27 protein-coding genes are annotated in these 26,622 nt (G+C 61.5%); 11 read left to right on the forward strand and 16 right to left on the reverse strand.

The window, feature by feature from the left end:
* Positions 1 to 22: 22 nt before the first annotated feature.
* Together NKF26_RS09270 and NKF26_RS09275 are read right to left on the reverse strand one after the other, a co-directional pair.
* A complete protein-coding gene (locus NKF26_RS09270; RefSeq protein WP_066143921.1) occupies positions 23 to 367 on the reverse strand; it encodes a four-helix bundle copper-binding protein in 345 nt (114 codons plus the stop codon).
* 43 nt (positions 368 to 410) lie between these two features.
* A complete protein-coding gene (locus tag NKF26_RS09275; RefSeq protein WP_369682129.1) occupies positions 411 to 1,643 on the reverse strand; it encodes an aryl-sulfate sulfotransferase in 1,233 nt (410 codons plus the stop codon).
* Between the two features lie 159 nt (positions 1,644 to 1,802).
* On the opposite strand from NKF26_RS09275, the gene mutS reads away from it, so the two are divergent.
* On the forward strand, positions 1,803 to 4,457 hold the full coding sequence (gene mutS / locus NKF26_RS09280) for a DNA mismatch repair protein MutS (protein ID WP_369682130.1): 2,655 nt from the start codon (positions 1,803 to 1,805) through the stop codon (positions 4,455 to 4,457).
* A 129-nt stretch (positions 4,458 to 4,586) separates the two neighbouring features.
* On the opposite strand, the gene NKF26_RS09285 is transcribed toward mutS, so the two are convergent.
* A complete protein-coding gene (locus tag NKF26_RS09285; protein ID WP_253226528.1) occupies positions 4,587 to 5,318 on the reverse strand; it encodes a hypothetical protein in 732 nt (243 codons plus the stop codon).
* A gap of 347 nt (positions 5,319 to 5,665) precedes the next feature.
* Positions 5,666 to 5,854 carry a hypothetical protein gene (locus tag NKF26_RS09290; protein WP_253234211.1) on the reverse strand — a complete coding sequence of 63 codons (189 nt, stop codon included), beginning with the start codon at positions 5,852 to 5,854 and terminating at the stop codon, positions 5,666 to 5,668.
* A 50-nt stretch (positions 5,855 to 5,904) separates the two neighbouring features.
* Here NKF26_RS09290 and NKF26_RS09295 point away from each other — a divergent pair, with 50 nt between their 5' ends.
* On the forward strand, positions 5,905 to 6,594 hold the full coding sequence (locus NKF26_RS09295; RefSeq protein WP_253226526.1) for a hypothetical protein: 690 nt from the start codon (positions 5,905 to 5,907) through the stop codon (positions 6,592 to 6,594).
* A gap of 34 nt (positions 6,595 to 6,628) precedes the next feature.
* The gene (locus NKF26_RS09300; RefSeq protein ID WP_253226525.1) at positions 6,629 to 8,713 is read left to right on the forward strand and encodes a hypothetical protein; all 2,085 of its coding nucleotides are present in this window, start codon (positions 6,629 to 6,631) and stop codon (positions 8,711 to 8,713) included.
* Between the two features lie 282 nt (positions 8,714 to 8,995).
* On the opposite strand, the gene NKF26_RS09305 is transcribed toward NKF26_RS09300, so the two are convergent.
* Positions 8,996 to 9,349, reverse strand: coding sequence for a helix-turn-helix domain-containing protein (locus NKF26_RS09305; protein WP_253226524.1), 354 nt, complete (start codon positions 9,347 to 9,349; stop codon positions 8,996 to 8,998).
* 223 nt (positions 9,350 to 9,572) lie between these two features.
* On the opposite strand from NKF26_RS09305, the gene NKF26_RS09310 reads away from it, so the two are divergent.
* A complete protein-coding gene (locus NKF26_RS09310; RefSeq protein ID WP_253226523.1) occupies positions 9,573 to 10,412 on the forward strand; it encodes an RNA ligase family protein in 840 nt (279 codons plus the stop codon).
* Positions 10,413 to 10,466: 54 nt separating this feature from the next.
* Here the strand turns inward: NKF26_RS09310 and NKF26_RS09315 are convergent, their stop codons facing one another.
* Positions 10,467 to 10,754 carry a hypothetical protein gene (locus NKF26_RS09315; RefSeq protein WP_253226522.1) on the reverse strand — a complete coding sequence of 96 codons (288 nt, stop codon included), beginning with the start codon at positions 10,752 to 10,754 and terminating at the stop codon, positions 10,467 to 10,469.
* A 118-nt stretch (positions 10,755 to 10,872) separates the two neighbouring features.
* Between NKF26_RS09315 and mutL the strand changes: the two genes are divergently transcribed.
* The 3 genes from mutL (at position 10,873) to NKF26_RS09330 (ending at position 14,079) form a co-directional block, all read left to right on the forward strand.
* A complete protein-coding gene (gene mutL / locus NKF26_RS09320; protein WP_253234212.1) occupies positions 10,873 to 13,047 on the forward strand; it encodes a DNA mismatch repair endonuclease MutL in 2,175 nt (724 codons plus the stop codon).
* A 71-nt stretch (positions 13,048 to 13,118) separates the two neighbouring features.
* Positions 13,119 to 13,862 carry a hypothetical protein gene (locus tag NKF26_RS09325; protein ID WP_253234213.1) on the forward strand — a complete coding sequence of 248 codons (744 nt, stop codon included), beginning with the start codon at positions 13,119 to 13,121 and terminating at the stop codon, positions 13,860 to 13,862.
* 31 nt (positions 13,863 to 13,893) lie between these two features.
* Positions 13,894 to 14,079 (forward strand): hypothetical protein, encoded by a 186-nt coding sequence (locus NKF26_RS09330; protein ID WP_066143895.1) that lies wholly within the window; start codon positions 13,894 to 13,896, stop codon positions 14,077 to 14,079.
* Positions 14,080 to 14,112: 33 nt separating this feature from the next.
* Here NKF26_RS09330 and NKF26_RS09335 read toward each other — a convergent pair whose 3' ends face one another.
* Together NKF26_RS09335 and NKF26_RS09340 are read right to left on the reverse strand one after the other, a co-directional pair.
* A complete protein-coding gene (locus tag NKF26_RS09335; RefSeq protein ID WP_253234214.1) occupies positions 14,113 to 14,961 on the reverse strand; it encodes a bifunctional 2-polyprenyl-6-hydroxyphenol methylase/3-demethylubiquinol 3-O-methyltransferase UbiG in 849 nt (282 codons plus the stop codon).
* Positions 14,962 to 15,037: 76 nt separating this feature from the next.
* Complete coding sequence (locus NKF26_RS09340) at positions 15,038 to 16,171, reverse strand: polysaccharide deacetylase family protein (protein ID WP_253226518.1); 1,134 nt, start codon at positions 16,169 to 16,171, stop codon at positions 15,038 to 15,040.
* A gap of 221 nt (positions 16,172 to 16,392) precedes the next feature.
* Here NKF26_RS09340 and NKF26_RS09345 point away from each other — a divergent pair, with 221 nt between their 5' ends.
* Complete coding sequence (locus NKF26_RS09345) at positions 16,393 to 16,620, forward strand: hypothetical protein (protein WP_253234215.1); 228 nt, start codon at positions 16,393 to 16,395, stop codon at positions 16,618 to 16,620.
* On the forward strand, positions 16,617 to 16,904 hold the full coding sequence (locus NKF26_RS09350; RefSeq protein ID WP_066143882.1) for a transcriptional regulator: 288 nt from the start codon (positions 16,617 to 16,619) through the stop codon (positions 16,902 to 16,904). The genes NKF26_RS09345 and NKF26_RS09350 overlap by 4 nt, the downstream gene beginning before the upstream one ends.
* Positions 16,905 to 17,247: 343 nt before the next feature.
* On the opposite strand, the gene NKF26_RS09355 is transcribed toward NKF26_RS09350, so the two are convergent.
* From NKF26_RS09355 to NKF26_RS09375, 5 genes are all read right to left on the reverse strand, one after another.
* Positions 17,248 to 18,219 (reverse strand): phosphoadenosine phosphosulfate reductase family protein, encoded by a 972-nt coding sequence (locus NKF26_RS09355; RefSeq protein ID WP_253226516.1) that lies wholly within the window; start codon positions 18,217 to 18,219, stop codon positions 17,248 to 17,250.
* Positions 18,220 to 18,566: 347 nt separating this feature from the next.
* The gene (locus NKF26_RS09360) at positions 18,567 to 19,142 is read right to left on the reverse strand and encodes a hypothetical protein (RefSeq protein WP_066143872.1); all 576 of its coding nucleotides are present in this window, start codon (positions 19,140 to 19,142) and stop codon (positions 18,567 to 18,569) included.
* A 105-nt stretch (positions 19,143 to 19,247) separates the two neighbouring features.
* Complete coding sequence (locus tag NKF26_RS09365) at positions 19,248 to 19,595, reverse strand: glutaredoxin (RefSeq protein WP_253226515.1); 348 nt, start codon at positions 19,593 to 19,595, stop codon at positions 19,248 to 19,250.
* Between the two features lie 153 nt (positions 19,596 to 19,748).
* Positions 19,749 to 20,375, reverse strand: a complete 627-nt coding sequence (gfcR, locus tag NKF26_RS09370; RefSeq protein WP_253226514.1) for a transcriptional regulator GfcR — start codon at positions 20,373 to 20,375, stop codon at positions 19,749 to 19,751.
* Positions 20,362 to 21,435, reverse strand: a complete 1,074-nt coding sequence (locus NKF26_RS09375; RefSeq protein ID WP_253226513.1) for a glucose 1-dehydrogenase — start codon at positions 21,433 to 21,435, stop codon at positions 20,362 to 20,364. The genes gfcR and NKF26_RS09375 overlap by 14 nt, the downstream gene beginning before the upstream one ends.
* 201 nt (positions 21,436 to 21,636) lie before the next feature.
* Here NKF26_RS09375 and NKF26_RS09380 point away from each other — a divergent pair, with 201 nt between their 5' ends.
* The gene (locus NKF26_RS09380) at positions 21,637 to 22,677 is read left to right on the forward strand and encodes an NAD(P)-dependent alcohol dehydrogenase (RefSeq protein ID WP_253226512.1); all 1,041 of its coding nucleotides are present in this window, start codon (positions 21,637 to 21,639) and stop codon (positions 22,675 to 22,677) included.
* A gap of 11 nt (positions 22,678 to 22,688) precedes the next feature.
* On the opposite strand, the gene gfo6 is transcribed toward NKF26_RS09380, so the two are convergent.
* Positions 22,689 to 23,765 carry a D-xylose 1-dehydrogenase Gfo6 gene (gene gfo6, locus NKF26_RS09385; RefSeq protein WP_253226511.1) on the reverse strand — a complete coding sequence of 359 codons (1,077 nt, stop codon included), beginning with the start codon at positions 23,763 to 23,765 and terminating at the stop codon, positions 22,689 to 22,691.
* A gap of 50 nt (positions 23,766 to 23,815) precedes the next feature.
* Complete coding sequence (locus NKF26_RS09390; protein WP_066143858.1) at positions 23,816 to 24,397, reverse strand: NADPH-dependent FMN reductase; 582 nt, start codon at positions 24,395 to 24,397, stop codon at positions 23,816 to 23,818.
* A gap of 116 nt (positions 24,398 to 24,513) precedes the next feature.
* Here NKF26_RS09390 and NKF26_RS09395 point away from each other — a divergent pair, with 116 nt between their 5' ends.
* Positions 24,514 to 25,461 (forward strand): helix-turn-helix domain-containing protein, encoded by a 948-nt coding sequence (locus tag NKF26_RS09395; protein WP_253226510.1) that lies wholly within the window; start codon positions 24,514 to 24,516, stop codon positions 25,459 to 25,461.
* 53 nt (positions 25,462 to 25,514) lie between these two features.
* Here the strand turns inward: NKF26_RS09395 and NKF26_RS09400 are convergent, their stop codons facing one another.
* Complete coding sequence (locus NKF26_RS09400) at positions 25,515 to 26,492, reverse strand: AIR synthase family protein (RefSeq protein WP_253234216.1); 978 nt, start codon at positions 26,490 to 26,492, stop codon at positions 25,515 to 25,517.
* Positions 26,493 to 26,622 lie beyond the last annotated feature (130 nt).

Genomic DNA, 26,622 nt, shown 5'->3' on the forward strand with positions numbered 1-26,622 from the left:
GTTAGGCCACGACACGTCTGCGTTAGGCCATCATGTTCCGACAGCTCTCCGCACAGTCCTCCAGCACGTCGGCACAGAGCTGACAGTGGTCGTGGTCGTGCCGCGAGCACTCCTCGGCACACTCCTCGCAGGCACCCGCACAGGCTTCCGCGAGTTCGCTGTCGAAGTTCGAATCGCGGGCCATGAACCGGGCGTGCATGGTCGCCAGGTCGGCCACGTCACGACAGAGCCGGATGCATTTGGCCATGCCTTCGCCTTTTTCCGCACACTGGTCGGCACACCATTCGCAGGCCTGTGCGGCGGCGAAACAGTCGTCGATACACTCGTCCTTCTCGGCGTCGAGGTGGTCAATCTGGGTGAGCGCCATGGTGGAAAGCGAGGAGAGTATCGTCGGTGGTAATTCTGGTTGCTCACGCAACGGACTTTTTCCATCCCCGAGCGAACAGCCAGACTCCGACGAGGAACGTCACGAGCGCGACGCCGCCGAGGGCGACGTGCCACCCGGCCACCCAGTACGGAAGCGAAACGACGTGGCGGGCGCTGTCGAGCAGGTAGCCGAAGACGGGTAGCTTCGTCGTCGTCGGACCGAAGTTGGCGCTCGAATTCACGGGCGGCCCGGCGGGATATTCGCCGGGGTAACGGTCGGCCTCGTACGGAAGCGAGGAGATACGCGCGCTCCACACCAGTTTTCCGGACCGATTCAACTCGACGACGCGGTTGTTTCGGCTGTCGGTGATGAGCGTGTGGCCGTTCGGCAAACGGTCAGCGTCGCGCGGCCAGTCGAATCCGAGACCACCCGCGCCGTGGACCTGCCACGCGACTCCCCACGTTCCGTTTCGGCGGTGGAGTTCGACCACCCGGTCGTTCTCGCTGTCCGCGACGAGGACGGCGTTTTTCGAGAGATACTGGGGGTTGTGCTGTTTGTTCAGCAGTCGCCAATCCCCGTTCTCGTTGATCACGTTCACGACACCCTTCCCGCGCTGGATGACGACGAGTTGGTTCGCGTTTCGCACGCTGACGAGGTACCGTCCCGGCCCGATACGGTCCACGTCGTTGATGTGGAGCCAGTCGGTTCGCGTGGGGTCGGACGGCGGGTCGTACCGTTCGCTCGCGTTCCACTGCCACGTGACCGTTCCGTTCGGCGCGACCGTGAACACCCGTTCCTTGTCCATGTCCGCGACCAGCAGTTCGCCCGACGGAAGCAACTCGGCGTCGTGAACCTCGCTGTTCAGTCCCGAGCGGACCGGAAACGTCCACTGGTAGACGACGTGCGGCGACGGGTTCGGGTCGATGACCCGCACGCCGGTCCGAGCGCAGGGTGATTCGTAGGGTCCGCAGCGCCGATACCCGTCGTCGATGAACGACGCGAGGACCGTTCCGTTGGGCAGCCACGACACGTCGTGATAGCCGTTCGCGTGGCCGTAGCTCCACAGTTTCTCCCCGTCGGAATCGAGCACGACGACCTTCCCATCGGTCGAGGTCGATTGGACGCCGACGACGGTTCGGCCGGACAAATCGGACGACGGAGCGTTCGAAATCGGCGGCGCGACGGCGGCGCTGACGACGAGCGTGAGGACGAACCCGACGACGGCGACCCCCATCAGCGTCGCGCCGAGTCGACGTGCGGAAACGGCGGGGACCACGGGAGGAAGGGACGACGACCCGAAGCGATAAAACCGTACTGGCGTCCTGCAGGCGACGGCGGAAACCGAGTCGGTTTCGCGCGGAATCCACACCGTTTTAGTCGCCGTCCCACCCACGTTCGCACATGATTTCGGTTCTCGCTTCCAGAGGTGTCCGCCGTGAGTGACGGCGGCATCGTCGGGGAGTTCCTCTCGCTCAAAGACGAGACGGACGCGGACGTGCTGACGATGCAGGTCGGCGACTTCTACGAGTTCTTCGCCGACGACGCGGAGTTGGTCGGCGACGTGCTCGACCTGAACATCTCGCGGAAATCGAGCCACGGAAGCAGCTATCCGATGGCTGGCGTGCCGCTGTCGGAACTCACGCCGTACATGAAACAACTGGTCGAACGCGGCTATCGGGTGGCCGTGGCCGACCAGTACGAGACGGACAGTGGTCACGCCCGGAAGATAACGCGGGTCGTGACGCCCGGTACGCTCCTCGAAACGTCCTCGGCGGACGCCCAGTATCTCGCCGGAATCGTCCGCGTGGACGATGGCTACGGGTTGGCGTTCGCGGACATCACGACGGGCAAGTTCCTCGTCACCGCAGTCTCCGGTCCCGACGCGGACTCGAAGGCGCTGACGGAACTGTACCGGTTCGCGCCCGCCGAGGTCCTTCCCGGCCCGGAGATCAGAAACGACGATTCGTTCCTCGAACGGGTTCGCGACCGCACCGACGCGTCCATCTCGGTCCACGACGCGAACGCCTTCGCACCCGGAAAGGCAACCCACGTCACCCGCGAGCAGTTCGGGAAGGAGACGCTGTCCAGTCTCGGATTGGATTCCGACGACGAAGCGGAGGTCCGGGCGGCGGGCGCGGTGCTCTCGTACGTCGAGGAGACCGGCGCGGGCGTCCTCGGGTCGATGACGCGCCTGCAGTCGTACCACGCGGACGATCACGTCGAACTCGACGCGACGACCCAACGCAACCTCGAACTCACCGAGACCATGCACGGGGACCGCAAGGGGTCGCTGTTCGAGACGGTGGATCACACGAAGACGAGCGCCGGACGACGGTTGTTGAAGGAGTGGCTCCAGCGTCCCCGCCGGTCGAAGGCGACGCTTCAGGAACGCCAGTCGAGCGTCGGGTCGTTCGCCGAATCGGCGTTGGCCCGCGAGGAGATCCGCGAGACGCTCGCCGACGCCTACGACCTCGAACGGTTGGCGAGCAAGGCGGTGTCGGGGAGCGCCGACGCGCACGACCTCCTGCGGGTGCGCGACAGCCTTTCGGTTCTGCCGACGGTCGCCGATGCCATCGCCAACGCGCCCGGGCTTTCGAGTTCGCCGTTGTCCGAACTCGTCTCTCGTCCCGACCGAGCGCAGGCGGAAGCGCTGCGCGAGGAACTGGCCGAGGCGCTCGCCGAGGACCCGCCGAACACGGTCACCCAGGGCGGTTTGCTGTGCCGCGGCTACGACGAGGAATTGGACGGGATCATCGACAAGCACGAGGAGAATCTGGAATGGTTCGACACGCTGGCGGGCAGGGAGAAGTCCCGAACCGGCATCTCACATCTGCAGGTGGACCGCAACAAGACGGACGGCTACTACCTGCAGGTCGGGAAGTCGGACACCGGCAAGGTCCCGGAGGAGTACGAGGCCGTCAAAACCCTGAAAAACTCCGAACGGTACGTCACCGACGAACTCCGGGAGCGCGAGCGCGAGATTCTTCGGCTCGAAGAGCGGCGCGGCGAACTGGAGTACGACCTGTTCAAGGAACTCAGAAATCGAGTCGCGGAACACGCCGAACTGCTACAGGACGTCGGCCGGACGCTGGCCGAACTCGACGTGCTGGCGAGTCTGGCCGTCCACGCCGTCGAAAACGGCTGGGTGCGTCCGGAACTCGCCGAGTCGGGGCTCGATATCGACCAGGGTCGTCACCCCGTCGTGGAGCGGACGACCGAGTTCGTCCCGAACGACGTGCGGATGGACGACGACCGCGAGTTCCTCATCGTCACCGGGCCGAACATGAGTGGGAAATCGACGTACATGCGGCAGGCCGCACTCATCACCCTGCTCGCACAGGTTGGGAGCTTCGTCCCAGCGCGGTCGGCCCGCATCGGCTTGGTGGACGGCATCTTCACCCGCGTCGGGGCGCTGGACGAGTTGGCGCAGGGTCGCTCGACGTTCATGGTCGAGATGCAGGAGTTGAGCAACATCCTCCACTCCGCGAGCGAGGACTCCTTGGTAATTCTGGACGAGGTGGGGCGCGGAACCGCGACCTACGACGGCATCTCCATCGCGTGGGCCGCGACGGAGTACCTGCACAACGAGGTCCGGGCGAAGACGCTGTTCGCGACCCACTACCACGAACTGACGACGCTCGCCGACCATCTGGAGCGCGTCGAGAACGTCCACGTGGCGGCGGACGAACGGGACGGCGACGTGACCTTCCTCAGGACCGTTCGCGATGGGCCGACGAACCGCTCGTACGGGATTCACGTCGCGGACTTGGCGGGCGTGCCGATGCCGGTCGTCGAGCGCTCGCGCGATGTGCTCGACAAACTCAGACAGGAGAAAGCCATCGAGGCTCGCGGTTCGGGGTCGAACGAGACGGTACAGGCCGTCTTCGACCTCGGGGCGGGCCAGTTTCAGGCGAACGGTTCGGGGAAAAGCGAGTCGGATGGTGAAGAATCGGAGGACGAAGCGGACGCGCTCGACCCCGAGACGGAGGCTGTCCTCTCCGAACTCGCCGGGGTCGAAGTCGCCGATATCTCGCCCATCGAATTGATGTCGAAGGTGCAGGAATGGCAGGGGAAAGTCGGAGAACGGTAGGAATTCGACCGTCTTACTCGACGAGAGAACATCTACTCGCTCCCGTCACGTAGCTCTGTAACTCATCGTCATCGGCTTTCTCACTACTGCGTTCGAAAAAAGTTCAAAATCGATGGTCGTCTTCGGGCGTTACTCGCTGGACGAGTAATCCACCGTCACCCACGCGACGCCGTAGATGTCGTCCCAGTCGGAGTCACGGTCCATCAGGAGGATCATGAGTTTGACCTTGCCATCCGCACCCGCCTTGTCCAGCGCTTCGGGGTGGATTTCGATGGCGAAGTCGCCGTTCTTCTCCTGACTGACGACCGGCGTTCGCTCGATGAGCGTGCCGCTGGTATCGGTGAAGCGCGACCCGTTGTCGAGGTCGCCGTTGGCGTAGACGAGGAAGTATGGCTCGCCCCGCACGGTACCGTGCTCGGCGGGGTCCACACGCTTCATCGAGGTGTTGGCGGAGAATGCCACGTCGAAGTTGGAGTAACCGCCGTCACTCGCCTCCTCCTTGTGGATGACCTCGACGTTCGAGATTCGACTCCCGTCGTTCTCGTCCATCTTGTTCTGGAGCGGCGTGTTCGGTGGCTTCGGCTTCGTCCACGAATCTGCGGACGTCGTCGTAGTCGTGGTGGTCGTCGTAGTCGCTGCCGCAGTCGTCGTCGTTTGTGTCGCCTCGCTCGTCGTTGTCGACGTGGATTCCGATCCACCGCCGTCGGCGCTGCTCGTGGAGGCGGTCGAGTCGGCCGCCTTCGTGGAGGTTTGGCTGACCGATGTCTTGCTACTCGTACTCGCCGAATTGCCGCCGAGGGACGAACACCCGGCGACCATCAGCATGAGAACCAATAGAAGTGTGATGCTCGTTCGCTTCATGTATTTAGACATCCTCGTCTCGGAAATTCACGCATTGCCGCATAACTTTGCAACACCGTTTCGTTAGTTCTACGGATTTAAGAATGGAATACATGTAGATAAAACATGAAGGGGCTCCGATTTGATGATTGGAACGCGTACGCCCCTCAGTTCACTGATATCGAGATGTTATGTATGTATTAAGGAGAGGAATACGGGACGATGAGATCTGATATATAGGCGTATTATATCTTTTCGGAGATCATGTTCGTATTTGTGTGACAGGGATGGGAACGGCGGAGGGATAACCTTCCGACATATTCAGCTATGCGACAAAAATTCCGTTCCCCTTCCGTCGTGTCAGGAATTTACACGACAGTGATCGTCACGTCGAACGCCGTCGAATGGCCGGTGTTGTCCGTGGCAGTCAACGTCACGGTGTCGATGCCCGCCGAATCGTAGCGGTGGGCGTTCCACCAACCGGTACCGGTCGCGTCCGTCGTCGAAACCTGTCCAATACGACGTGTCGTGACTCCCCGTCCGTCGAATCTTGACAAGCGTCGTTCAATCCAGTATGTTTATTTAATATATGTTCAGTGTATAATATATGGCCTCGATGCTCAGATTTCGCGGTGGTGGTAACGACGCGAACTTCCAAACGTGGTTAGAGCGGTTGAAGAAGCGTGGAAGTAACATCCTCATCACCGGTAACGTGCCGGATTGGCTATCGGCGGAGGCGGCTCGCGTCCTGTTTGGCCACGGTCAGCGACGGTATCGAATCCTCGCGCTTGTCGATCGAACCATCGACAGTCCCGAATCCCGACTGCCGGAATCGGTCTCACCCACCGATCCGACGACGTGGATAATCGATCAACGAAACGGTGAACGTTCGATTCCGGTCGACGCGACGTCGGCGGCGTCCTATCTTCGCCCGCCGGAGAAGGACAACGTTCGGCAACTCCGCGACGAAATCCAGACCGCCATCAGTTTCTACGAGGAGCGTTCCGAAGGGCTTCTCCCTGCGGAACTCCGTGTCGGTATCGACTCGCTCTTTCCCCTCCTCCAACGGGACAGATGCGCGACCAAACAATCGCTACGTACCCTCACCGCGACGGTCCGTGGCGTTCACGGGATGGGACAGTATCATCTGCGAGTCCACGATGAGGAGGACATCGTGAGAGAGTTGACACCGCTGTTCGATGCGCGCATCGAACTGCGACGGAAACCGGGGATGAAGGCCGAACAGCGTTGGCACGTGCCGGAACTCGACAAAACGACGGTGTGGGTAGAACTATAATCGTTCCGAAATATACCGTTCACAACGAGTACGTATGGAGTTCGACACACTCAACAGGCGTTCCGGTCTCGCTATTTTCGACCCGGTCGAGAACGTCCGATTCGAACTCTATACTGCCGAACCACTCACTACCGAGCCCATCGACACGGCGGGATTTTACTTCCCCATCGACGCGGCAGTGAGCTTCGAATCCACCGGCATCGAGATTCCGAACCACTTGTCGGTCGTCGTACGAACGCAGGATGGCGAGATCACCACCGACGCCACGACGTTCAACGATCTGTCGCTCGATTTCGATAGCTACCTGCTGGAAGTGCAGAGCACGCCGATGAAACTCTACATCGCCGTCGAAAGCGCGGTGACGTTGAATCACGGTACGACATCCGCAATGATCGAATTCGACGGATGTCGCCGGGCCCGCGTCGGTGCGCGCTCGTTTCACGAGCGTCCGGCGGGGACGATCACCGTCACCGACGATGTGGACGACGCGATGGCCGCCGTCTCGTATCTCGGGTCGGCGCTGAAGACCACCACTTGTGAGCGGTCGTTTCCGACGCTTCGAGGTCATCCGCCGCTCATCGAACGCGGTGAAGCGTTCGACGTCCCGACCGGTATCGAGCGACCGGAGACGGGCGTTCGACTCGTGTTACCGCCCGAACGGCGCTACGTGTATCCCGCCGCGTCGTTGGCGTACTACCTCGGCGCAGACGTCGTGCCGGGAAGCACGCCACGGCTGATTGCGGGTTCGTTCGAGTATCCGCTCGCGGGAGCAGGCGGGTACGAAACGACCGTCAATCGCGTCCTCAGACAGGCGTTCTTCCTTGACTGTCTCACGCGGACGGAGGGGTACTACCAGGTCGAACTGCACGAGCGCACGCAGGTCGAGCCGCTCGTGGATCTCGATTTCGCCGAACTGTACGACCGCCCGCTCGCCGAACAGCTTCCGGAGTACCTCTCGGTTCCGTTCGAAACGCTGGAACCACACCTCCTCGATTGGCATCTCACGACCGACGTGGTGCCGACGGCGGAGACGATTCCCGCGCTCCCGTACTTCGCGAAGGAACTGTCGTTGCTCCGGACGCCGCACAACCCGGAGTCACACACCGTCGCACCGAAACCGAAGATGCTGGACGATTTCACGCGGACTGCGGTTCCGGCAGGCGACTTCACGCGGAGCACCGACGAGGCGTGGGAGTGGGGCGACGACGAACTGTTCCAGGTCGAATCCACGGACACCACCGAACACGCGTGGGTCGGCAACGGCTACCCCATCGGGGCGAACAAGGTCCCCATCGAGTCCTTGCGCCAGACCGTCGATTACACCGAACCGGACGATTCGGCGCTGAAGGTCCACGTCGTCTGCAACGACGTGGCGATGGACGAGGAGAACGTCGTGGAGCGGTTCTACGGCCTGCGTGACTTCGTGGCGTTCGACGTCTCGATTCACGAGGAGATCACGACGGACGAACTCGCGGCGCTGTTCGAATCCGATGCCGACTTCCTGCACTACATCGGTCACGTCGACGACGGCGGGTTCCGCTGTGCGGACGGCCTCCTCGACGCGAACTCGCTCACGGAGGTCAACGTCGATGCCTTCCTGTTGAACGCCTGCCGGTCCTACCGGCAGGGAGAGATGCTGGTCGAGAAGGGAAGCAAGGGCGGTGTCGTCACCCTCGCCGAAGTCGTCAACTCCTCGGCGACGAAGATCGGTCGGTCACTCGCCCGCCTGCTGAACTGTGGCTTTTCGCTTCGTGCCGCGCTCAGTATCGCAAAGGAGGAACTGGTCGTCGGCGTGGAGTACGTGACGATCGGTGACGGTGGGGTGACGTTGTGTCAGAGCGAGAGCGGGACGCCTGCTATGTTTCGAGTGACCCAGAAAAATAAGGACCATTTTTTACTCGGTCAATATGCTTTCCCGGCTGCGAGTTATGGGTTGGGGACTATAGTATCTGTAGTCATGGAGCAAGATTCGACACGGTATCTCGGTTCCGGGATGCTGACAGAATTGAAACTATCCTCCAACGAATTGGACGATGCATTAGATCTCGAACTACTCCCCGTGAAAATAGATGATGGTCTTCGTTGGAGTGATGAACTCTCTGCTTCCGATTTCAATTAGCTATGGTCCATTTGTCGCATTGTATACTGCCCCCATCGCATTCCCCGCCTGTGATAACAACAGACAGATAGTGAACAGTACGCCGATCATTCGTGGATTCTCCGCCAAGTACGCTTTCAGGTCGTTCTCTGACATGCATTAAAATACATTACACACTTGGAGGAATACTTTTCTTAAGACTACCAACTGTTGTAATATATAAATAAACGCAAAAGGACACGACGATATCCGTGATTTTCGAGCGCGTTCGCTGTGGGAGTCTGTTTTCCCGTTCCGCTCGAACTACTGGACGAATCCGGTGAGCGTGTCGGCGAGCAGCGAGTCCGTGTTTTCGAGTTTGGTCTCCAGTACGTCGTGGAGTTCGACGAGCAGGTCGGCCTGTTCCGTGTCGGCGAGTCGGTAGGTGGGGAACGTGTGGCCGTCGGCGCTTTCGTCACGTCGGGCCAGGATGTCGAAGCCGAGGAGGAGGGATTTGTGATCGCGGTGGAAGCCCGACCGGGAAACCCCCGCCCGTTCGCACAGTTCGGCGGCAGTGACCCACTCGTCGGGATTCTCGGCGAGGATAGCGAGGAGGTCACACCGCGCCTCCGAGCCGAGTACCCGTGACAACCCCGGACTGAATTGATCTGCACACATCGGTTGTATGGTACTGGGCTGTTGATTGCAATAAACACCTCGCTCATTTTTATAAAGAGGTGGTGACTAAATCGCCGATCGGAAAGATATGCGTCGTCTTCTCGATGGTGGTCCTCTTGAACTGTTCGTCCACCCTGACCACTACATGAAAAACTACGAGTGACGCGCCCGGGTATCGCTGGATGTCAAACCCGCCGTCCGGAGACTTCCCTACCCCACAACGATGAAACAGTATCCGTCCATTCCGACCGTAGACGCGGCACCCGAATCCCTGCTCGAACGCGGCCACCTCTGGATTCAAGAGCAGATCGACGGAGCGGGCGTCAGATTCCAACTGCGAGATTCGGGCATGATCCGACTCGGCGACCGAGAACGGGTTTACAAAGCCGACGACGTTCCGCCGTCCTACCACCACCTACTGCGCCACCTCCGGGAGAGCCTCGACCGAGAGGCGTTGCACGCCGCCGTCGAGGACGTCGAATCCGTCGTCTTCTTCGGGGACGCGACGGTGAAACGGACCATCGACTACGACTGGGAACGAACCCCGTCGTTTCTCGGGTACGACGTGTGGTTCGCCGACGAGGAACGATTCCTCCCGCCGGACGCCGTCGAGAAGGTGTACGCGAGCCTCGGTTTGCGCTCGGTGAACACCTTCCAGAAGGAAGTTCGAGCGGTCGATTTCGACCCGCTATCCTACGAAATCCCGGACTCGAACTGGTACGACGGCCCGGCGGCTGGCGTCGTCCTTCGGAACAAAACCGGCGACAAAGCGAAATTGAGCCGGGACTTCGAGACGGAAGACGGGCCGTCCCCCGCCAGGAAACCCGCCGACGAGTTGGCCGACGAACTCGGAACCGACCGTCGATTCCGACGGGTCGCAACTCGGCTCGAAGCCCAAGACAGACCGGTCACCGTCGATAGCCTCTACGACCGCGTCTTCGAGGACATCGCTCGGGAGGAGAACGACCGGTTGTTTCAGGGGCGCGGTGATTTCGACGTCGGGGCGTTCCGTTCGGAACTCGCAGCCCTCACCAGTGAGTTCGTGGCAGACCGTCCGAAGTAGTCGTTTCGTTTTCTGGTCTAAAACAAAGTGGCTAATCTGACGCGGTACACGCCTTCATCGCGTGATCTCCATCTCTCGTGCTTCCCCGGCGACGATCCAGTCCTCGTCGCCGAGGCTGTAGTGACGGACTTCGGGTGCCGTCCACGACCCATCGACGTAGACCGCGCTCACTTCACATCGCCGAATCCGCTCGTGTTTCGGTTCGATTTCGAGTCGGAACCGGTCGCCGGGCATGTAGTCGATCGGGCTTGCCGGGCCTTCGAACGCCTCCCCGTCTTCGAGTTCGATTCGAACGTGGTTACCCAGCCTCACGAGTTCCAGTGTTTCGGTGAACGATTCCATAGCAAGCACGTACATGCCACGGACGGGAGTAAACGTTGCGATTTTATCCCTATTATTCATTATATTGTTGCGGGCGACACACCAACCTTGATTACGTCGGGACGAAAGGGTTCGAGAAATGAGTGACGGGGAGACGGACATCCGGGCGCTGTCCGAGACGACGATCCAGCGCATTGCGGCGGGGGAAGTGGTCGAGCGACCGTCCTCGGTGGTGAAGGAACTGGTCGAGAACAGCCTCGACGCCGATGCTTCGCGAATTTCCGTGCAGGTCGATGGCGGCGGGACGGAGCGTATCGCCGTCACGGACGACGGAACCGGGATGAGCAAAGCGGACGTGCAGGTCGCCGTCGAAGAGCACACGACGAGCAAGATTCGGGACATCGACGACCTCGAAGCGGGCGTCTCCACCCTCGGCTTTCGCGGCGAGGCGCTGTACACCATCGGTGCGGTTTCGCGCACCAAAATCCGGACGAAACCGAGGGGTGGCGACACGGGCACCGAACTTCGCCTCGTCGGCGGCGAGGTCGAAGCGGTCGGTCCCGCGGGCTGTCCCGAGGGGACGACCATCGAAGTCACTGACCTCTTCTTCAACACCCCGGCGCGACGGAAGTACCTGAAGACGGAGTCCACCGAGTTCGCGCACGTCAACCGCGTCGTCACGCAGTACGCGCTGGCGAACCCGGACGTGGCGTTCTCGCTGGAACACGACGGCCGCGACGTGTTCTCGACGACCGGACAGGGCAACCTCCAGTCCACGATTCTCTCGGTGTACGGGCGGGAGGTCGCCACCGCGATGATCCCGGTCGAGGGGGACGCCGAGGTCAGCGTGTCGGGGCACGTCAGCCACCCCGAAACCACCCGGAGCACGCGCGAGTACGTCGCAACCTACGTCAACGGGCGCTACGTTCGCTCCGCGGTGATTCGGGAGGCCATCCTCGACGCCTACGGCAACCAACTCGCGCCCGACCGCTACCCCTTCGCTGTCCTCTTCCTCGACGTGCCGGGCGACGCCGTGGACGTGAACGTCCACCCGCGAAAGATGGAAGTCCGGTTCGGCGACGAACGACGCGTCAAAACGGCGGTCCGTGAGGCAGTCGAGGACGCCCTCCTCGATAACGGACTGATTCGCTCGTCCGCCCCGCGCGGGCGCTCCGCGCCCGACGAGGCGGACGTCGCACCCGAGCCAGTCCAGTCCAACTTCGAGGACGAGGACGAGGAACCGGCGGACGCCGGTTCCACGTTGGAGGACGAGGGGACGACGAGCACGTCTGAACCGCCCCGGACGACGTCCGACCCGACGGACGGTCGGTCGGCGGCGAGGGACTCGCCGCCGACCGGGACGGGACAAACGGAGCAGACTGGACAAACCGGACAAGCGGGACGAACAGGGAGAGCGGCGTCCGCCGGGGCGGACACCGCTCGCTCCGCATCCGACGCGGGGTCGGTATCGAACGCCGAAAGCAACGGTTCGGAAGCGAGCGGGAGCACGTCATCGGCCAGCAACCGAACCGCAACCGCGGAGGGTACGCCCACCGACGACGCGGACGATTCTGCCCCCCGAACGAACGCCACGGGTTCGGCATCGACATCCGAACCGGAACGGAAGTTCGGCGCTGCGACGGCGGCGACGACGCTTTCCGGGACGGGCGGGGAGACGCAGCGGGAGTTCGAGCGACTGCCGAGCATGCGAATTCTCGGGCAGTTACACGACACCTACGTCGTCGCCGAAACCGGTGATGGACTGGTGCTAATCGATCAGCACGCGGCGGACGAACGCGTGAACTACGAACGGCTCTGTCGGGAGTTCGCCGGGGAGACGACTTCCCAAGTTCTCGCCTCGTCGGTCGAACTCGAACTGACGGCGGCGGAAGCGGCGCTGTTCGAGGAGTACCAGGAAGCCTTGGCGCGACTGGGCTTTCACGCCGCGCTCGTGGACGACAGGACGGTCGAGGTGACGACGGTTCCGGCCGTCTTCGAGAAGACGCTCTCGCCCGAGTTGCTCCGGGACGTGCTGAACGAGTTCATCTCGACCGAGTCCGACGAGCGGGAGGGGAACTCGGCGGAGGCGGTCGCCGACGAACTCATCTCCGATCTGGCCTGCTATCCCTCCATCACCGGCAACACGTCGCTTCGGGAGGGTGACGTGGTGAGTCTGCTCGCCGCGCTGGACGAGTGTGACAACCCCTACGCCTGCCCGCACGGTCGCCCCGTCGTCATCGAGTTGAATCGCGGGGAGATCGAGGACCGGTTCGAGCGCGACTATCCGGGTCACACCGGACGACGTTCGGAGTAATTTTCCTGATTAGTCTGTTTTCGGACCCGTAAGGAGAACCTTCATATCGAAGGGCTGAATGGAATCACGATATGTCACGCGGGACGAGTCAGGGAGGACTCATCGACGCAATACGATACGATATCGCACAGTTACACACCGGTTGGATGGCATTGTTCTTCCCGCGACAGAGACAGCAATCCCACTCGGTTCTCGGAAAGTGGCGACCACAGAGCACGTCGGGCAAGGTAGCCTACAGCGGGTGGAGCATCGTCGGGAGCTTCATCGTCGCACTGTTGTACCCGTTCGTCCTGTTCGGCTTCGCCACGCGCTACTACACGAGCAAAATCGACCGCACGGCGGCGAGTCTCGGCGTGTTGGGCGTCATTTTGCTCTCGGCCGTCGTCTGGGGTGGGCTGGCGGCGCTGGCGAAGTATCGCTTCTCAACGGAAGGGTTCTACGCCGTCGCCGCCGCCGGTGGCGTCGCAACCGTCGCAGCAGCGCTGGCCTATCTCACTAGCCGATACGGCGGTCGGATTACGACGGTGCTGTTCGCGTACCCGTTCGGCATGACGGCCATCTTCCTGCCACCGGTCGTCGCCGCGCTGTACTCGCCGACGCTCTCGAACGTGATCTTCCCGAACAGCACGAACCTCGCGGTGTGGTTGCTGGACAACGTGCTCACCTACCGCAACATCGACGAGGTTCTTCGGGCACGGTTCAACCTCGAAGGATTCGCCTACGTCGGCATGTGGTTCGGCATCGCCGTGCCGGTCGGTTGGGTTCTCGGGTTCTTAGTTACGCTGGCGAATCTCATGCGCCCGAAATCGGCATAACGCTTTTCGTCCGCTCACCGAACGGTTCCGTATGGAGTTCAATACAACGACGACAGCAATCGGATTCATCGTCCTGTTCCTCATCATCGCAGTCGGGACGTTCATGAGTCCCATGTCGACCAGCACGGTTACCATGGTTCTCGGCGGTTTGGCCGTCTTCGGCCTTCTGACGCTCGCACTCGGCGTGAAACACGGCGAATATCGCGCGACACGGTAGCTCCGCCGCTCGTTTTTCAAAACCTCCCCGGAACTATTCGACCCGCCCGACCGCGAGGATGTGGTTCGACAAATCCGCGATAGTCGGGTCCTCCCGAAGCGTCCGAACGGCCTGCGCCACCTTTTCCTGTGCATCCGCGTCGATATCTTCGATGTTCGCCCCGAAGTTCGAGGCCGGACCTTCGAGTCCGGCCATGGTTTCGACGGCGATTTCGTGTCGTTCCAGCAGTCGGCGGAGTTCATCGGCGCGGAAGAAATGACACTCCACGAACGACGGATTCTCACCCTCGTACTTCTCGGCGAGTTCGGGCGAGTAGGTCGCCGTCTCGATCAGTTCGGGGAGTTGCCGAACGCCCGCCTCGAACTGTGGTGCGCACTTGATGAGGTTCTGGACGACGGCGACGAAGCCCATCACGGAGGCGAAAACGGGCGCATCGGGGCGGGAAACACGGTAGAGTTCCCGAACCGCCGCGTCCCGTTCGTCGGCGTCGATGACGTGCGAAAGCGGTCCGCCGAGACAGAGCGTCGCGTCGAACTCGTCGGCAGGGAAGGGAAGCCCACGAATGTCTCCCTGCTGGACCGTGACTCGTTCACCGAGGTCACGTTTCGCAACCTGCCGCTTTGCGATGGCGACTTGTTTGGCCGAAAGGTCGAGTAGCGTCACGTCGTACCCGCGCTCGGCCAACCATATCGAGTACCTTCCCGCGGCCCCGCCAGCATCGAGGACGTGTCCCGATTCTGGGAGGTATCGGTCGAGATACTCCGTGGTGTTCTCGAACTCCAAGCCGTTTTTGAACGACTCGTCGAGGCGTTCCCACTCGCCCTCGCCGAGGCGGTCGTAGTAGTTCGAGGGATCGATTCGTTCCTCCGGGTCGCCGGTCATGCGTGTCTCTACAGATAGAAAACGAACGCAAAACTGTTGTTGTGTACTGACAGCACACGGCACGACTTTCGTCGGGTTAGCGACGCGACTGACGCCACGCGAGCGCGCCGAGGCCGGTCAGTGCCGTGGCGAACCCGAAGCCGGGTTGCCCGCTCGATTTCGTCGTACTCGTCGATTCATCGTTCGACGTCGTCGTCGTTTTCTCGGACGAAGTCGTCGTGGTCGTGGTCGTTTGCTGTTCTATAATACCCATATCGACCATCGCGTCTCGGAGCGTGAGTATCTCGATGTCGCGGTCCTTCGCCATCTGAATCGCGGTTCGAACGCGCTTCGGGTCGAAGTCCTCGTACGAACTGTGGCCCGCGAGGATACCGAGGAAGTCACCCTTCGCGACGGTGTCGAGATACGTACCGAGTTTCTTCTTCGTCTCGGAGTCGGGCTTGAAATACGCTCGGCTGAGGTGGTACGGGTCGAACCCGGTGATCGGATTCAGTCCGTCCGCGATCTTCGCGTTCGCGAGTGCGTCGTACTCCTTCTGTATCATCGCCTCCGCTTGCTGTCCGTTGATACCGTATGGAAGTACCATACTCGTGACGTCGAATCCGTCCTTCTCAAGCTGTTTCTTCGAGTCGAAAATCTCGGAATGTAGTATCTCGTCGGTGTACCGCATCGTCGAATTATCCGCGATGAACGATTTTTCGAGGGGATTCTTGAGGGTGACGTACTCGCCCGTATCGTCCGATCCCTCGCCCGCGATGGTGACGGTTTCCTCTTTCGTCCCGTTCGAGATGATGACCTCGTCGCCGGGATGGTCGCCGTGGCGGTTGGAGCGTTCGTAGACTTTCGTATCTCCCTTCGACGCGTCCTCGGCGAGTTGGAGTGGCCCCAGCGCTCGGTGGTGAACCGTGTGGGACATGACTTCCCACCCCGCGTTGCTCATCTCATGCAACTGTTTTACCGTCAGTCGGTCCTTCTCCCCGAGTTGGCCGGAAATTGCGGCGGAACAGGCGGGAACGCCTTCGTCCTGATGGACCGGGAACGTTTTCGTGTAATCCTCCGCCACGCTGTCGTCGTAGATGAAGACGAGTTTTCCGGAAGACGATTTTGCGGCAGCGCGAGAAGCGAGCGACACGGGAGCGGTGAGTGCAACGCCAGTAACGCCGGCGCTTCGGAGAAAACGACGGCGACTCCCGTTCACTGAAGAGTGCATACTAGCACGAAACTGTACAAATTCAAAAGCTCACTGGGGTAAAGTGTGACATAGTATCATGAAATAGATAATTTCTTGAAATGACGAATTGTCAAGTACGGGTGACAGGAATTCTCCTAATTTGCCCCTCCGACGTTCTAAAACGGCGCTAGATGGATATATGAGATAACTTTGCTCCACAAAGCAAATTCTATTGCAAACCTTTATGTGTTACAGAATCAATGCTCAGCGAGAAATGTCATCGAAGTAAGAATCGGATCAGACCCAAGTTTGGCCTCGTCTTTCTCTCGGGAATCGTGGTGCAACTCGTCACGAACCCCTTGGGAGCGCTCGGCTACGTCGTGTTGCTCACCTACTGGGAACCGCTCCGTCCGTTGGCGTACGTCGTCTTCGGAATCTCGTACTTCATTTATGCCGTCGCTTCTTACGGAATCCTACGCGGGGCATGAACTTCGACAAACTCGTCCACCAACCGACGCGGTTGCAGTTGTTCGCACACCTCTACGCACACGGCGAAGTGAGTTTCAACGACCTCCGAGAAGCCTTGGACGTGACCGAGGGAAACCTCAGCAGCCACCTCGGCCGAATGGAGGACGCGGGCGCGGTCGAAGTGAAAAAGGAGTTCGTGGACAAGAAGCCTCGAACGACCTATCGACTGACCGACGAGGGCCGCGAACTGTTCGAGGAACACGTCGAGACGCTCGAAGCGCTCATCGACGGCCTCGACACCTGAACAGCGAACGGCGAACGCATGTGACCCGTGAACCATACGCCGAGGACACAACCACTGGAAATAGGCCGTAAATGGGATGATCGAGTATCCGCAGACCGCACTCTCAGAAGTCACGATCGACATAAACGTCAAAAGCAGCGTTCCGTAGAGCCGACAAAAATCGTCAATCTCCACAGCCGCTAGTCATCAGCGCTCCCACCGGAAAATCGGAGATTTTCCGGGCTAAACGACGACCAACGGGAGGAGTGCAATGCTTTTGGTCCAGCTTTTTCCAGGGAAGTAGGCCGAATCCTGCGTCACCGTGACGCGGGATTCGGCTCCTGACCGCAGAAAAAGGTGGTTTCTACATGTAACCGAGGTCACGCAGGCGTTCCATCAGGTCTTCTTTGTCCTGTGCGCGGCCTGCGCGCTCGGTGGTGTTCTCCATGTCCTGCAACCAAGCCGGTTCCTGGTCGCTCTTCTGCGTGCTGACTTCGCTGCCGAGGGAACGGAATCCCTCGAAGTACTTGGGCGAGACGGGGATGTCGTCCTGTCCGAGTCCGTTCGGCAGGTCGTCGAATCCCTGCGGGACGTGGCCGTCGTCCGGGTAGTCCTCGACGGTGTCCGGGACGACGAAGTACCAGAAGGCGTCCCAGACGGCGGGTTCGTCGAAGTGGAGAATGGGTTGAATGCGGTCGTGCGGCGGGTAGATTTCGGGGTCGTGACGCGGGCTGAAGAACGTCTCGTCGGCGCGCGCTTCCTGTTCGTCCCAGCGGACGCCGGAGATGACGCCGTCCACGTCGTACTCTTCGAGCGCGTCGTTGAGCGCGACGGTCTTCAGCAGGTGGTTGCCGACGTAGGTGTCGAGCAGGAACGGGAACGTGTCGTCCTCGTATTCGAGGAGGTCACGAACGTGGTGCTGGTTGTGCTCCGAGAGGGCGCCGATTTCGATGTCGTCGCCCGGTTCGAGACCGTGTTCGTCCACGTAGCCACCCACGTCCTCGTTACGGGCGTAGATGACTTCGAGGTCCCACTCGTCGGCCCAGTGTTCCACGAAGTCGTGGATCTCCTGGAAGTGCTGGTAGTGGTCGATGAACACTGCCGGGGGGACTTCCAAATCGTAGCGCTCCGCGACTTCCTTGATGAAGTACAGCGTGAGCGTCGAGTCCTTTCCGCCGGTCCACATGACGGCGGGGTTTTCGTACTCTTCGAGACCCTTGCGGGTCACGTCGATGGCTTTCTCGATTTTATCTTCGAGCGAAGGGTAATCTTCGGGATTCTCGCCTTCGCCGTCCGTGTAGTCCACGTCGAGATAGTCGGGGAAGTCGTTTGGCATGGCGTGTAATTACATATAATTAGATGGCTAAAGTGCTTTTCGGCTCGTCGTGAAGAACCGTTTGGGTTAGTGAGGAGTCGAACTCGAATTTTCGAGCCATCGTTCGACAGAGTTCGAGTTTCCGGAAAACAAACAGCGAATACGGCCCTTGGATCATCTCTGAAGAGCGTATGCATGCATAAATACGTTTTTGTGAACCGTTCCCGGTCGTGAATCGCTCTCAGTTCGGTTCACGAACGGAGAGATATCGAGGGCGCTGAAGTCTGCATCGTCGATACTGTGTTTCCAAAAAGCGGATCGAAGAAGTAGCTACACTCTACATTCCTGCGGAGGTCGACGGTATCCAATTAGCTGATGAACTTGTTGTCGCGCCAGTTCACGCCGCTGGACGACGAGTTCTCCTTGCGTGGCCCCTCGACGACTTCGATGGACGCCGGTCGGTCGTCGCCGTCCACGATGCGGGTGGCTTCGAGTTCGCCACCGACTTCGGCGATGGCGGTCAGCGTGCCTTTCTCGGCCTTGCGCGCGATGGTGCAAAGCACTTCGAACATCGGGTACTGCACCGCGGTGTTCTGGAGCACCGTCTCGCGGTCGCCCTTGAACGCGGCCATCTCGATGAGTTCACCGGTCGGTTCCTCTTCTTCCTCCTCCTCCGGCGTGCCCCATCGTGGTGCGTTCCGTCGCGCTTCCTCCTCCTCGGTGAAGACGCGCGTTTCCGAGACACTGGCTTTCAGTTGCGCGGTCGGGGTGTACTTGCTGATGCTTTCGTCCGTCGAGACCGCACTGATGATGAGTGTGTTGTTCCGGCGGGTGATATCGACGCTGTCGATTCCATCCGGTAGGTCGGGGTCGCTTTCGAAGTGGTCGTAAACGGTTTCAAGCGGCAATTCGAGCGTCGAATGTAGTCGGTATACCTGGCTCATTTGTAGTCGTGGGTTCCGTCTCCCGTCGGCGGTACGTATTTGTCTACGCGCCCCGTGCTTATAGGGTCTACTCTTTCGGTTGCAAGTGCAACCTCCGCAATGACATCAGTCCGTTCGGAGTGTCGATTCGAGTTCATCTCGTTCTTCCATTTCGGCGAGGATATCGCTGCCGCCGATGAATTCGCCGTCGACGTACGTTTGCGGGATCGTTTCCCAACCGCTGTACTCCGAGAGCGCCTCGCGGTAGGCGTCCAAGTTGTCGAGCACGTTCACCGTTTCAAACTCCTCTCCACGATGCTCGTCCAGAAGTTCGACCGCGCGCATGGAGAATCCACACTGTGGCATGAGACGCGTCCCCTTCATGAAGAGCACCACTTCGTTTTCCTCGATTGCCGAATCGACCCGTTCCTCGACTTCCTCGGCGGATAGCGCTTCGCCGGGTGTGAAGGTCATACGCTTGCGTAGGCACCCACGCCGCAAAGAAGTTGCGCCCGCGTCACGACGTGCCGTTCACGAACCGGGTACGGGTGACGATTCGCGAGTCCCGACGGTCGTCAAGCGCGGCCGTTCGAAAAATGAGTACATCGATCGTCTACGGTTTCCGCCCTATTCGTCGCTGCCGACGCCGATGACTTGCACCAGCGAGTAGACGGGGACGCCGTTCAGTTCCTCGATACCGCTCTTGTCGGCGAGGACGATACAGGCGACTGGCTCACCGCCACGGTCCTGGATGGCCTCGATGGTCTCGGTCATCGTCGTCCCGCTGGTGATGGTGTCGTCCACGACGTAGCACTCGCGGTTCCGAATCTGTGCGAAGTTCCGCGAGAAACTGCCGCCGTACTCGTTGATGTCGCCCTCGTCCCACTGGTGCTTGCGCGGCGCGTAGGTCCCGAGGTCGGTGTCGAGTTCGCGGGCCACGGTGGTCGCGAGCGGCGCGCCCGCCTTCTCGATGCCGATGGTCAAATCGACCTCCTCGCCGTGTTTCGAGAGCATGTCGGCCATCGCCGCTCCCACGTGGGAGAGGCGACTGCTGTCGCGGCCGATGGCGCTCCAATCGACGTGGATGTCCTGCGGACCGCCCGTCGGTTCGTGACTTGGCGTACTGCCACTGCGCTCGACCAGCCAACTGGCCGTCTCGCGCGACACGTTCAGTTCGTCAGCGATCTCTCCCTTCGAGAGGCCGCGTTCCGCGAGTTCGGCCGCACTATCGATGAGGTCGTCAACGTTTTTCATTGTCGTAGAATTTCACCGCCGTCTTTATTGTCGTTTCGTCGTTCGCAAAAGCCTCTTCGACGTTCGACGAATCGAAAATACCTGTCACGAGATCGTCCAATAACCACTCCGGAAGCCCCGAAAGCGTCTCTATCGCCGCCTCGAAATGGCGATAGCCGGAGTTGACGCTCCCGACGAGCGCCTTGTTGTGCATTACGAGTTCCCGGTGAAGGGCACCGCCGTCCACTTCGAACGTCCATTCGTCCGGGACGCCGAGTAGGGCGGCGACGCCGTTCGGTGCGAGCGCCTCGATGCTCTCGAAGGCGTGTTTCGGGTAGCCGGTCGCCTCGAAGATGAAGTCCATCGGTTCGTAAACGCCGGGAATCTCGGAGACGGGTGTCTCCCGCGAATCGACGTACGTCGCGCCGAGTTCCTCGATGATGTCGATGGTCGGGTCGGGTCGGTCCCGGCGGCCCAGACAGTACACCCGGTCGAACGACTCGGTGAGCATCGCCGTCGTGAGCAACCCGAGCGACCCGTTGCCGAGGACGAGCGCGCTCTCCGGTTGCCAGTCGAACGCCGAGCGCGATGCGCGGGCGAGTTCGATGGCCTTCTCGGCGATGCTGATCGGTTCGACCAGGAATCCCCACTCCGCGAGTTCGTCCGGGATGGGAAGCAGGAATTCGGCGGAACTGGTGAAGTACTCGCTCATGAAGCCGTGACCGCCGGTGATGCCTCGTTCGATGACGTCCTCCGGGGGGGACATGTCGGGTTCACCGCGTTCGAAATACTCGGTCGGGCCGTCGGGAAGCGGACGGCGGACGGTCGGGACGACGATATCACCCTGCTTGAACGCCGTGCCGTTCGGATCCTCCACGACGCCGACGGCCTCGTGGCCGAGAACGAGATGGTCGTCGCCCGCGGGAAAGCCACCGTGATGCCCGGCGATGACTTCGTGGTCCGTCCCGTCGACGCCGACCCGAAGCGTCCGCACCAGAACCTCGTCCGTGTCGGGTTCCGGTCGGGGTGTTTCGATTACTTCCGGCGCGCGTGCCCCGCGCCTGAGTGCGATTGCATGCATACTGCTCCCTATCCACTAGGTATTCAAAACATTTATTCTTTACCGAGTAAAAAGTTCAGATGCAGTTGGACGGCCGCGAGCGTACGATTCCGTCCACATCGAACCTGAACACCTGTCCGACACGTCGCTTTCGGCCGTCCCGTTTTTCGAACCGACGAAGTGCCACAACACCTGTCCCTTTGCGCGTCATGATTCGTGAGCATGCGTGCTGCACGACTCCACGAGTACACCGATGAGATGGACGACGCGCTCACTATCGAGGACGTCGACCGACCGTCGGCGACCGAGCCGAACCAAGTTGTCGTGGAAATCGAGGGAGCAGGGTGGTGTCAGACGGACAATCACGCCATCGAGGGGATGTGGGAGGAACGGATGGGTCAAACCCTCCCGATGACGCTCGGGCACGAAAACGCCGGAACCGTCGCGGAAACGGGCGACGACGTGACGCTGGTGTCGGAGGGCGACACCGTCATCTGCCATCCGGCGATGACCTGCGGCATCTGTCGGGCCTGTCGTCTGGGACAGGACATGCACTGTGAGAACCTCGCCTTCCCCGGCCTCTCGACGGACGGCGGGTTCGCGGAGTATCTCCTGACGAACGAGCGTGCGGTGATTCCGCTCCCGGAAGGGGTCGATCCGAAGCAAATCGCCCCCCACGCGGACGCCGGAATCACGGCGTACCACGCGGTGAAAAAGGCGGTTAGGGAACTGAACCCCGGCGAACCCGCCGTCGTCGTCGGCGTCGGGGGACTCGGCCACATCGGACTCCAAGCGCTCCGGGCGATGAGCGCCGCCGAGATAACGGCCATCGATGTGAAAGACGAAGCGCTAACGCTCGCGACCGACCTCGGCGCACACCACACCATCAACTCACGAACGGAGGACGTGGCCGAGCGATTGGACGCCCTCACCGACGGAGCGGGCGTCCAGCAGGTCATCGACTTCGTCGGTGCCGACGAGACCTTGGACTACGCCCCGAACGTGCTCGCGGGCGGCGGGGACCACCACGTCGTCGGCTACGGCGGCCACATTCACGAACCGGCCCAAGCGCTCGTGGACGGCGACTTCGCCTATCGTGGAACGCTCGTCGGTACCTACCCCGAACTCCAAGAGTTGTTGTCGCTCGTCGCGCGTGGCGAGGTGAGCCTGCGAACCTCGCGGTACGCGCTTGAGGACATCAACGACGTCGCGGCAAAACTGGAACACGGCGAAATCGAGGGGCGAGCCGTTATCGTTCCCTGAGCAGTCGCCCGTCAGTCTTCGACGCGCACTCGTTTTCCCGTTTCCGCGGACTCGTAAATCGCTTCGATGGTGCGCATATCGACCAGTCCGTGTCGTCCGTCAGGTTCCGGGCCGCGACCCGAGAGCAAACGGTCGGCGAAGTAGTCGAACTCCTCGACTTCCTCGTTCACGGGTTCGACGGAGAGTGCGGCTTCCACGTCGCCCCGCTCGATCGTCAACTGGGCCTCGCCGAAGAAGGCCGGGGAGAGCGTGAGTTTCCCTTCCGTTCCGATCACGCTGAATCGACTCTCCCGCTGGGCGTACTGGCTGGCGACGCACGCCGCCGTGACGCCGTTTTCGAACCCGACTTCGAACGTGACGTGTTGGTCCACCTCGGAAAAGTGCTCGTGTGGACTCTTCGTCGTCCCCTGTGCGCTCACCGGGTCGGAATCGAGGACGAATCTGGCCGTGTTCAGCGGGTAGATGCCGAGGTCGATGAGCGCCGACCCGCCCGCGAGGTCGGCGTCGAGTCGCCACTGGTTCGGGTCGGGCGAAATCATCTCGAAGACGTTCTGGCACATCGACCCCTCGACCAGTGCGGGCGTGCCGATGAACCCGTCCCGCACGAGTTCTCGCATCCGTCGGACGGCCGGATTCGTGTGCATTCGATAGCCGATCATCAGCGGAATACCTGCCGCCTCGGCGACCTCGACCAGTCGTTCGGCGCGCGCGGCCGAGGCCTCCATCGGTTTCTCGCAGAGCACGGCCTTACCGAGGTCCGCGGCCGTCTCCACGAACGCCAGATGGGTGGCGTTCGGCGTGGCGACGTACACCGCGTCGTAACTGTCGGTCCCCTCCTTGTCATGGAATTCCTCGTAACTCAGCGCGCGGTCAGCACCCGTTTCGTCGCGGAGTCGAGCGGCCTTCTCGGGTGATCCGCTGACGACCGCCCCCACCTCACAAAGAGCACTCTCGCGCAGGGCGGGAACGACCGCTTCCGTCGTGAACCAGCCCAGACCGATCAGCGCGAAGCGAACCGTTTCCTCCGGTTCAGTTATCGTCTGCCAATCACGCCGGGTGAAGTTCTCCAAGTGCTCAGTGAGTTCCATCCACGGACGGGACGACCGTGAATCGGTTAGTGCTTTGGGCTTCGTCCGTCTCAGAACCCGGTGACGGATTCGAGCGTCGTGCTGGCGACTTCTGGATACTCATCGACCCCGGCGAACAGGACGAGTCGCTCGCCGAGTCGCTGGACGCGGTCCGCGGTATCTTCGTCCGTGATTTCCCCGTCCTCGATGTTCGAGCGGGCGTCGGGAATCCCGACTTCCACGGGGAGCGTCCACGCGTTCAGCGCCCGGCAGACCGACCGCAGGTGTTCGAGCGCGGGAGTCGGGAATCCGCATCCCGAAACCGCGAGCAGGCCGACCGTCTTCCCCTCGAACTCCTCGAATCCGCAGTAGTCGAGGGCCGTTTTCAACGGCGAGGAGTACGAACCGTGGTACATCGGCGTGGCGAGGAGCACCGCGTCGGCGTCCCGAACCGTCTCCCGGAGCGCTTCGGCGTCGGGCGGTGTCGCCTCGTCGCCATCGAGCAACGGGAGGTCGTACGTTCGCAGGTCGACGAGCGTCGTCGTCGCGCCCATCGACTCCGTCGCGTCGAGCGCGGTTCGGAGGGCAACTCGTGTTTCGCTTCCGTCGCGCAGGCACCCACACAATCCCACGACGTGAATATCGAGTTCCATACGACAGATACCGGAGAGAGCCACTAAAGCACTCGCTGAAGTGTGATTCAGTTGGAATAGTTTCACTTCCGGGATGATCGGAAGGGATTACCCGATCGCCCGAGGAGTACCGACGAATGCAGGACGATCCCGAACCGACGACGTACGGCGCGGTGACGCCGGACGAGGCGTTCAATCTCATCGGGAACGACGTTCGAGCGGAAATCCTCCGGGCGCTCAGCGACGAACGGGGTGGCGAGGGAACTCCGCCGACGCTCTCCTTCTCGGAACTGCGCTCGCGCGTGGACAGCGACGTGGACAGCAGTCGGTTCAATTACCACCTCCAGCAACTCGTCGGCCGGTTCGTCGAGCGCCGGGAGGACGGCCACTCGCAACTCGTGGATTCCGTCGTCGATCCCGACGAAGGGGGGTACGCATTGCGCCCCGAAGGAACGATGCTGACCCGGACGATTCGCGCCGAAACGGCGGCCGGGGAAGCGACGCTTTCACCCACTGCCCTCGATCTGGACTGCTACTTCTGTGACGGGACGGTCGAGGCGACCTACGAGAACGCGCTGTTCAAGATACAGTGTGCCGACTGCGAGTATCTCTACGAGTACGACCTCACGCCACCCGGAATCCTGAACGGGGACGCGGAAACCGCCATCTCGAACGCCAGCGAGTACAACCGAGCCGTTCGCCTCGCGTTCGCGCGCGGCATCTGTCCGCTCTGTGGAAACGGCGTCGGGACGACGTTCGTCGCCCCCTCGGAAACGGGGTATCCTCGACCGGACAGGCGCGAAGCCTGTATCAACCGTTCGTGTGATCACTGTGGCCGCATCGACATCCTGCGGGTCGGCGAGGCGCTCCTCGCCGACCCCGGCTTGCTCTCGTTCTGTCGCGAGCACGGCCTCGACGCGACGACGACGCCGATCTGGCGACTCGAATTCGCCATCACCGACCGCAATGTGACCGTCCGCTCGACCGACCCATGGGAAGTCGCGTTTGGGCTCACGCTCGACGGCGACACCCTCGAACTCGTCGTCGATGACGAGTTGAACGTCATCGAGCGGTCCCGTTCGTAGCGGGCGGTCCCGTTCGTACGCGAATGGCGATTCCGGAGGTGGGATTATCGAGACTACTCCCAGAGCTGATATAGATCGTCGCGCGGCGGGTCGGCGATGGTCTCGTCGTCCAGTACGAGTTCGCCGTCTCCATCCCCTTCGACGGCGTGACCGATGACGGCGGCCGAAATTCCGCCGTCACGAAGCACGTCGAATGCATCCTCGACCCCCTCCTCTGGAATTGCCGCGAGGAGCGCCCCCGAACCGAAGATCCGGAGCGGGTCCACGGACATCGTCTCACAGAGCGTCCGCGTCACGTCCCGAACCGGAACGTCGTCGCGCTCGACTTCCAACCGTATTTCGGACGCCTCCGCCATCTCCAGTAGGCCGGTGACCACGCCGCCTTCCGTCGGGTCGTGCATGGCGTGGGCGTACTCCCGGAGGACGCGGGCGTCCTCGGCCACGCTGATCTCCTCGAAGAACGATTCACCCGCTTCCGCCGCCGATTTCCCATCTACCGTCGTATCCGATCCGACTTCGTCGCGGAAATCCGTGGCGAGGATGGCCGTCCCCTCGATTCCGGCCCCTTTCGTCAACACGAGTCGGTCGCCGGGTTCCACCCCGCCGGTCGGGACGTACTCGTCCGCCAATCCCATCGCGGTCATCGTCACCGTCGGCCGTGGGAGGTCGGGGGCGTACTCGGAGTGACCGCCGACGATGGCGACATCGAGATTTTTCGCCGCTTCGTCTATCTGTTCGGTCACGATATCCAGCGTCTCCCGGTCGTCGTCAGGGAGAAACACCACGTTCGTCAGCCAGCGCGGGTCGGCACCGGAGCAGGCCACGTCGTTGCAGGCGACGTTGACGGCTAGCGTGCCGAGTCGTTCGCGGGCCAGCGAGAGCGGGTCGGAGCTGACGACGAGGGTCTCGTCGCCGATTTCGATGGCGGCGGCGTCCTCACCGTAGCCGGGACCGACCAGCACGTCGTCGTCCCGCGCACCCGTGCGCGAGACGACGAGCGCGAGGTCGTCCGGGTCGAGTTTGCCGATCATGGCACGAACTTTCGAGGGAGCCCCAATGTGCGTTTCGTCGTCGTCCGCACCGGTCCCGCTCCGCACCGGTTCCGCTTCGTACCGATTCCATTCCGCACCAGTCTTTTTTGCCGGATGCCGTCGTACCCTG

The organism is Haladaptatus sp. AB618 (assembly GCF_024136965.1).
Classification (GTDB): Archaea; Halobacteriota; Halobacteria; order Halobacteriales; family Haladaptataceae; genus Haladaptatus.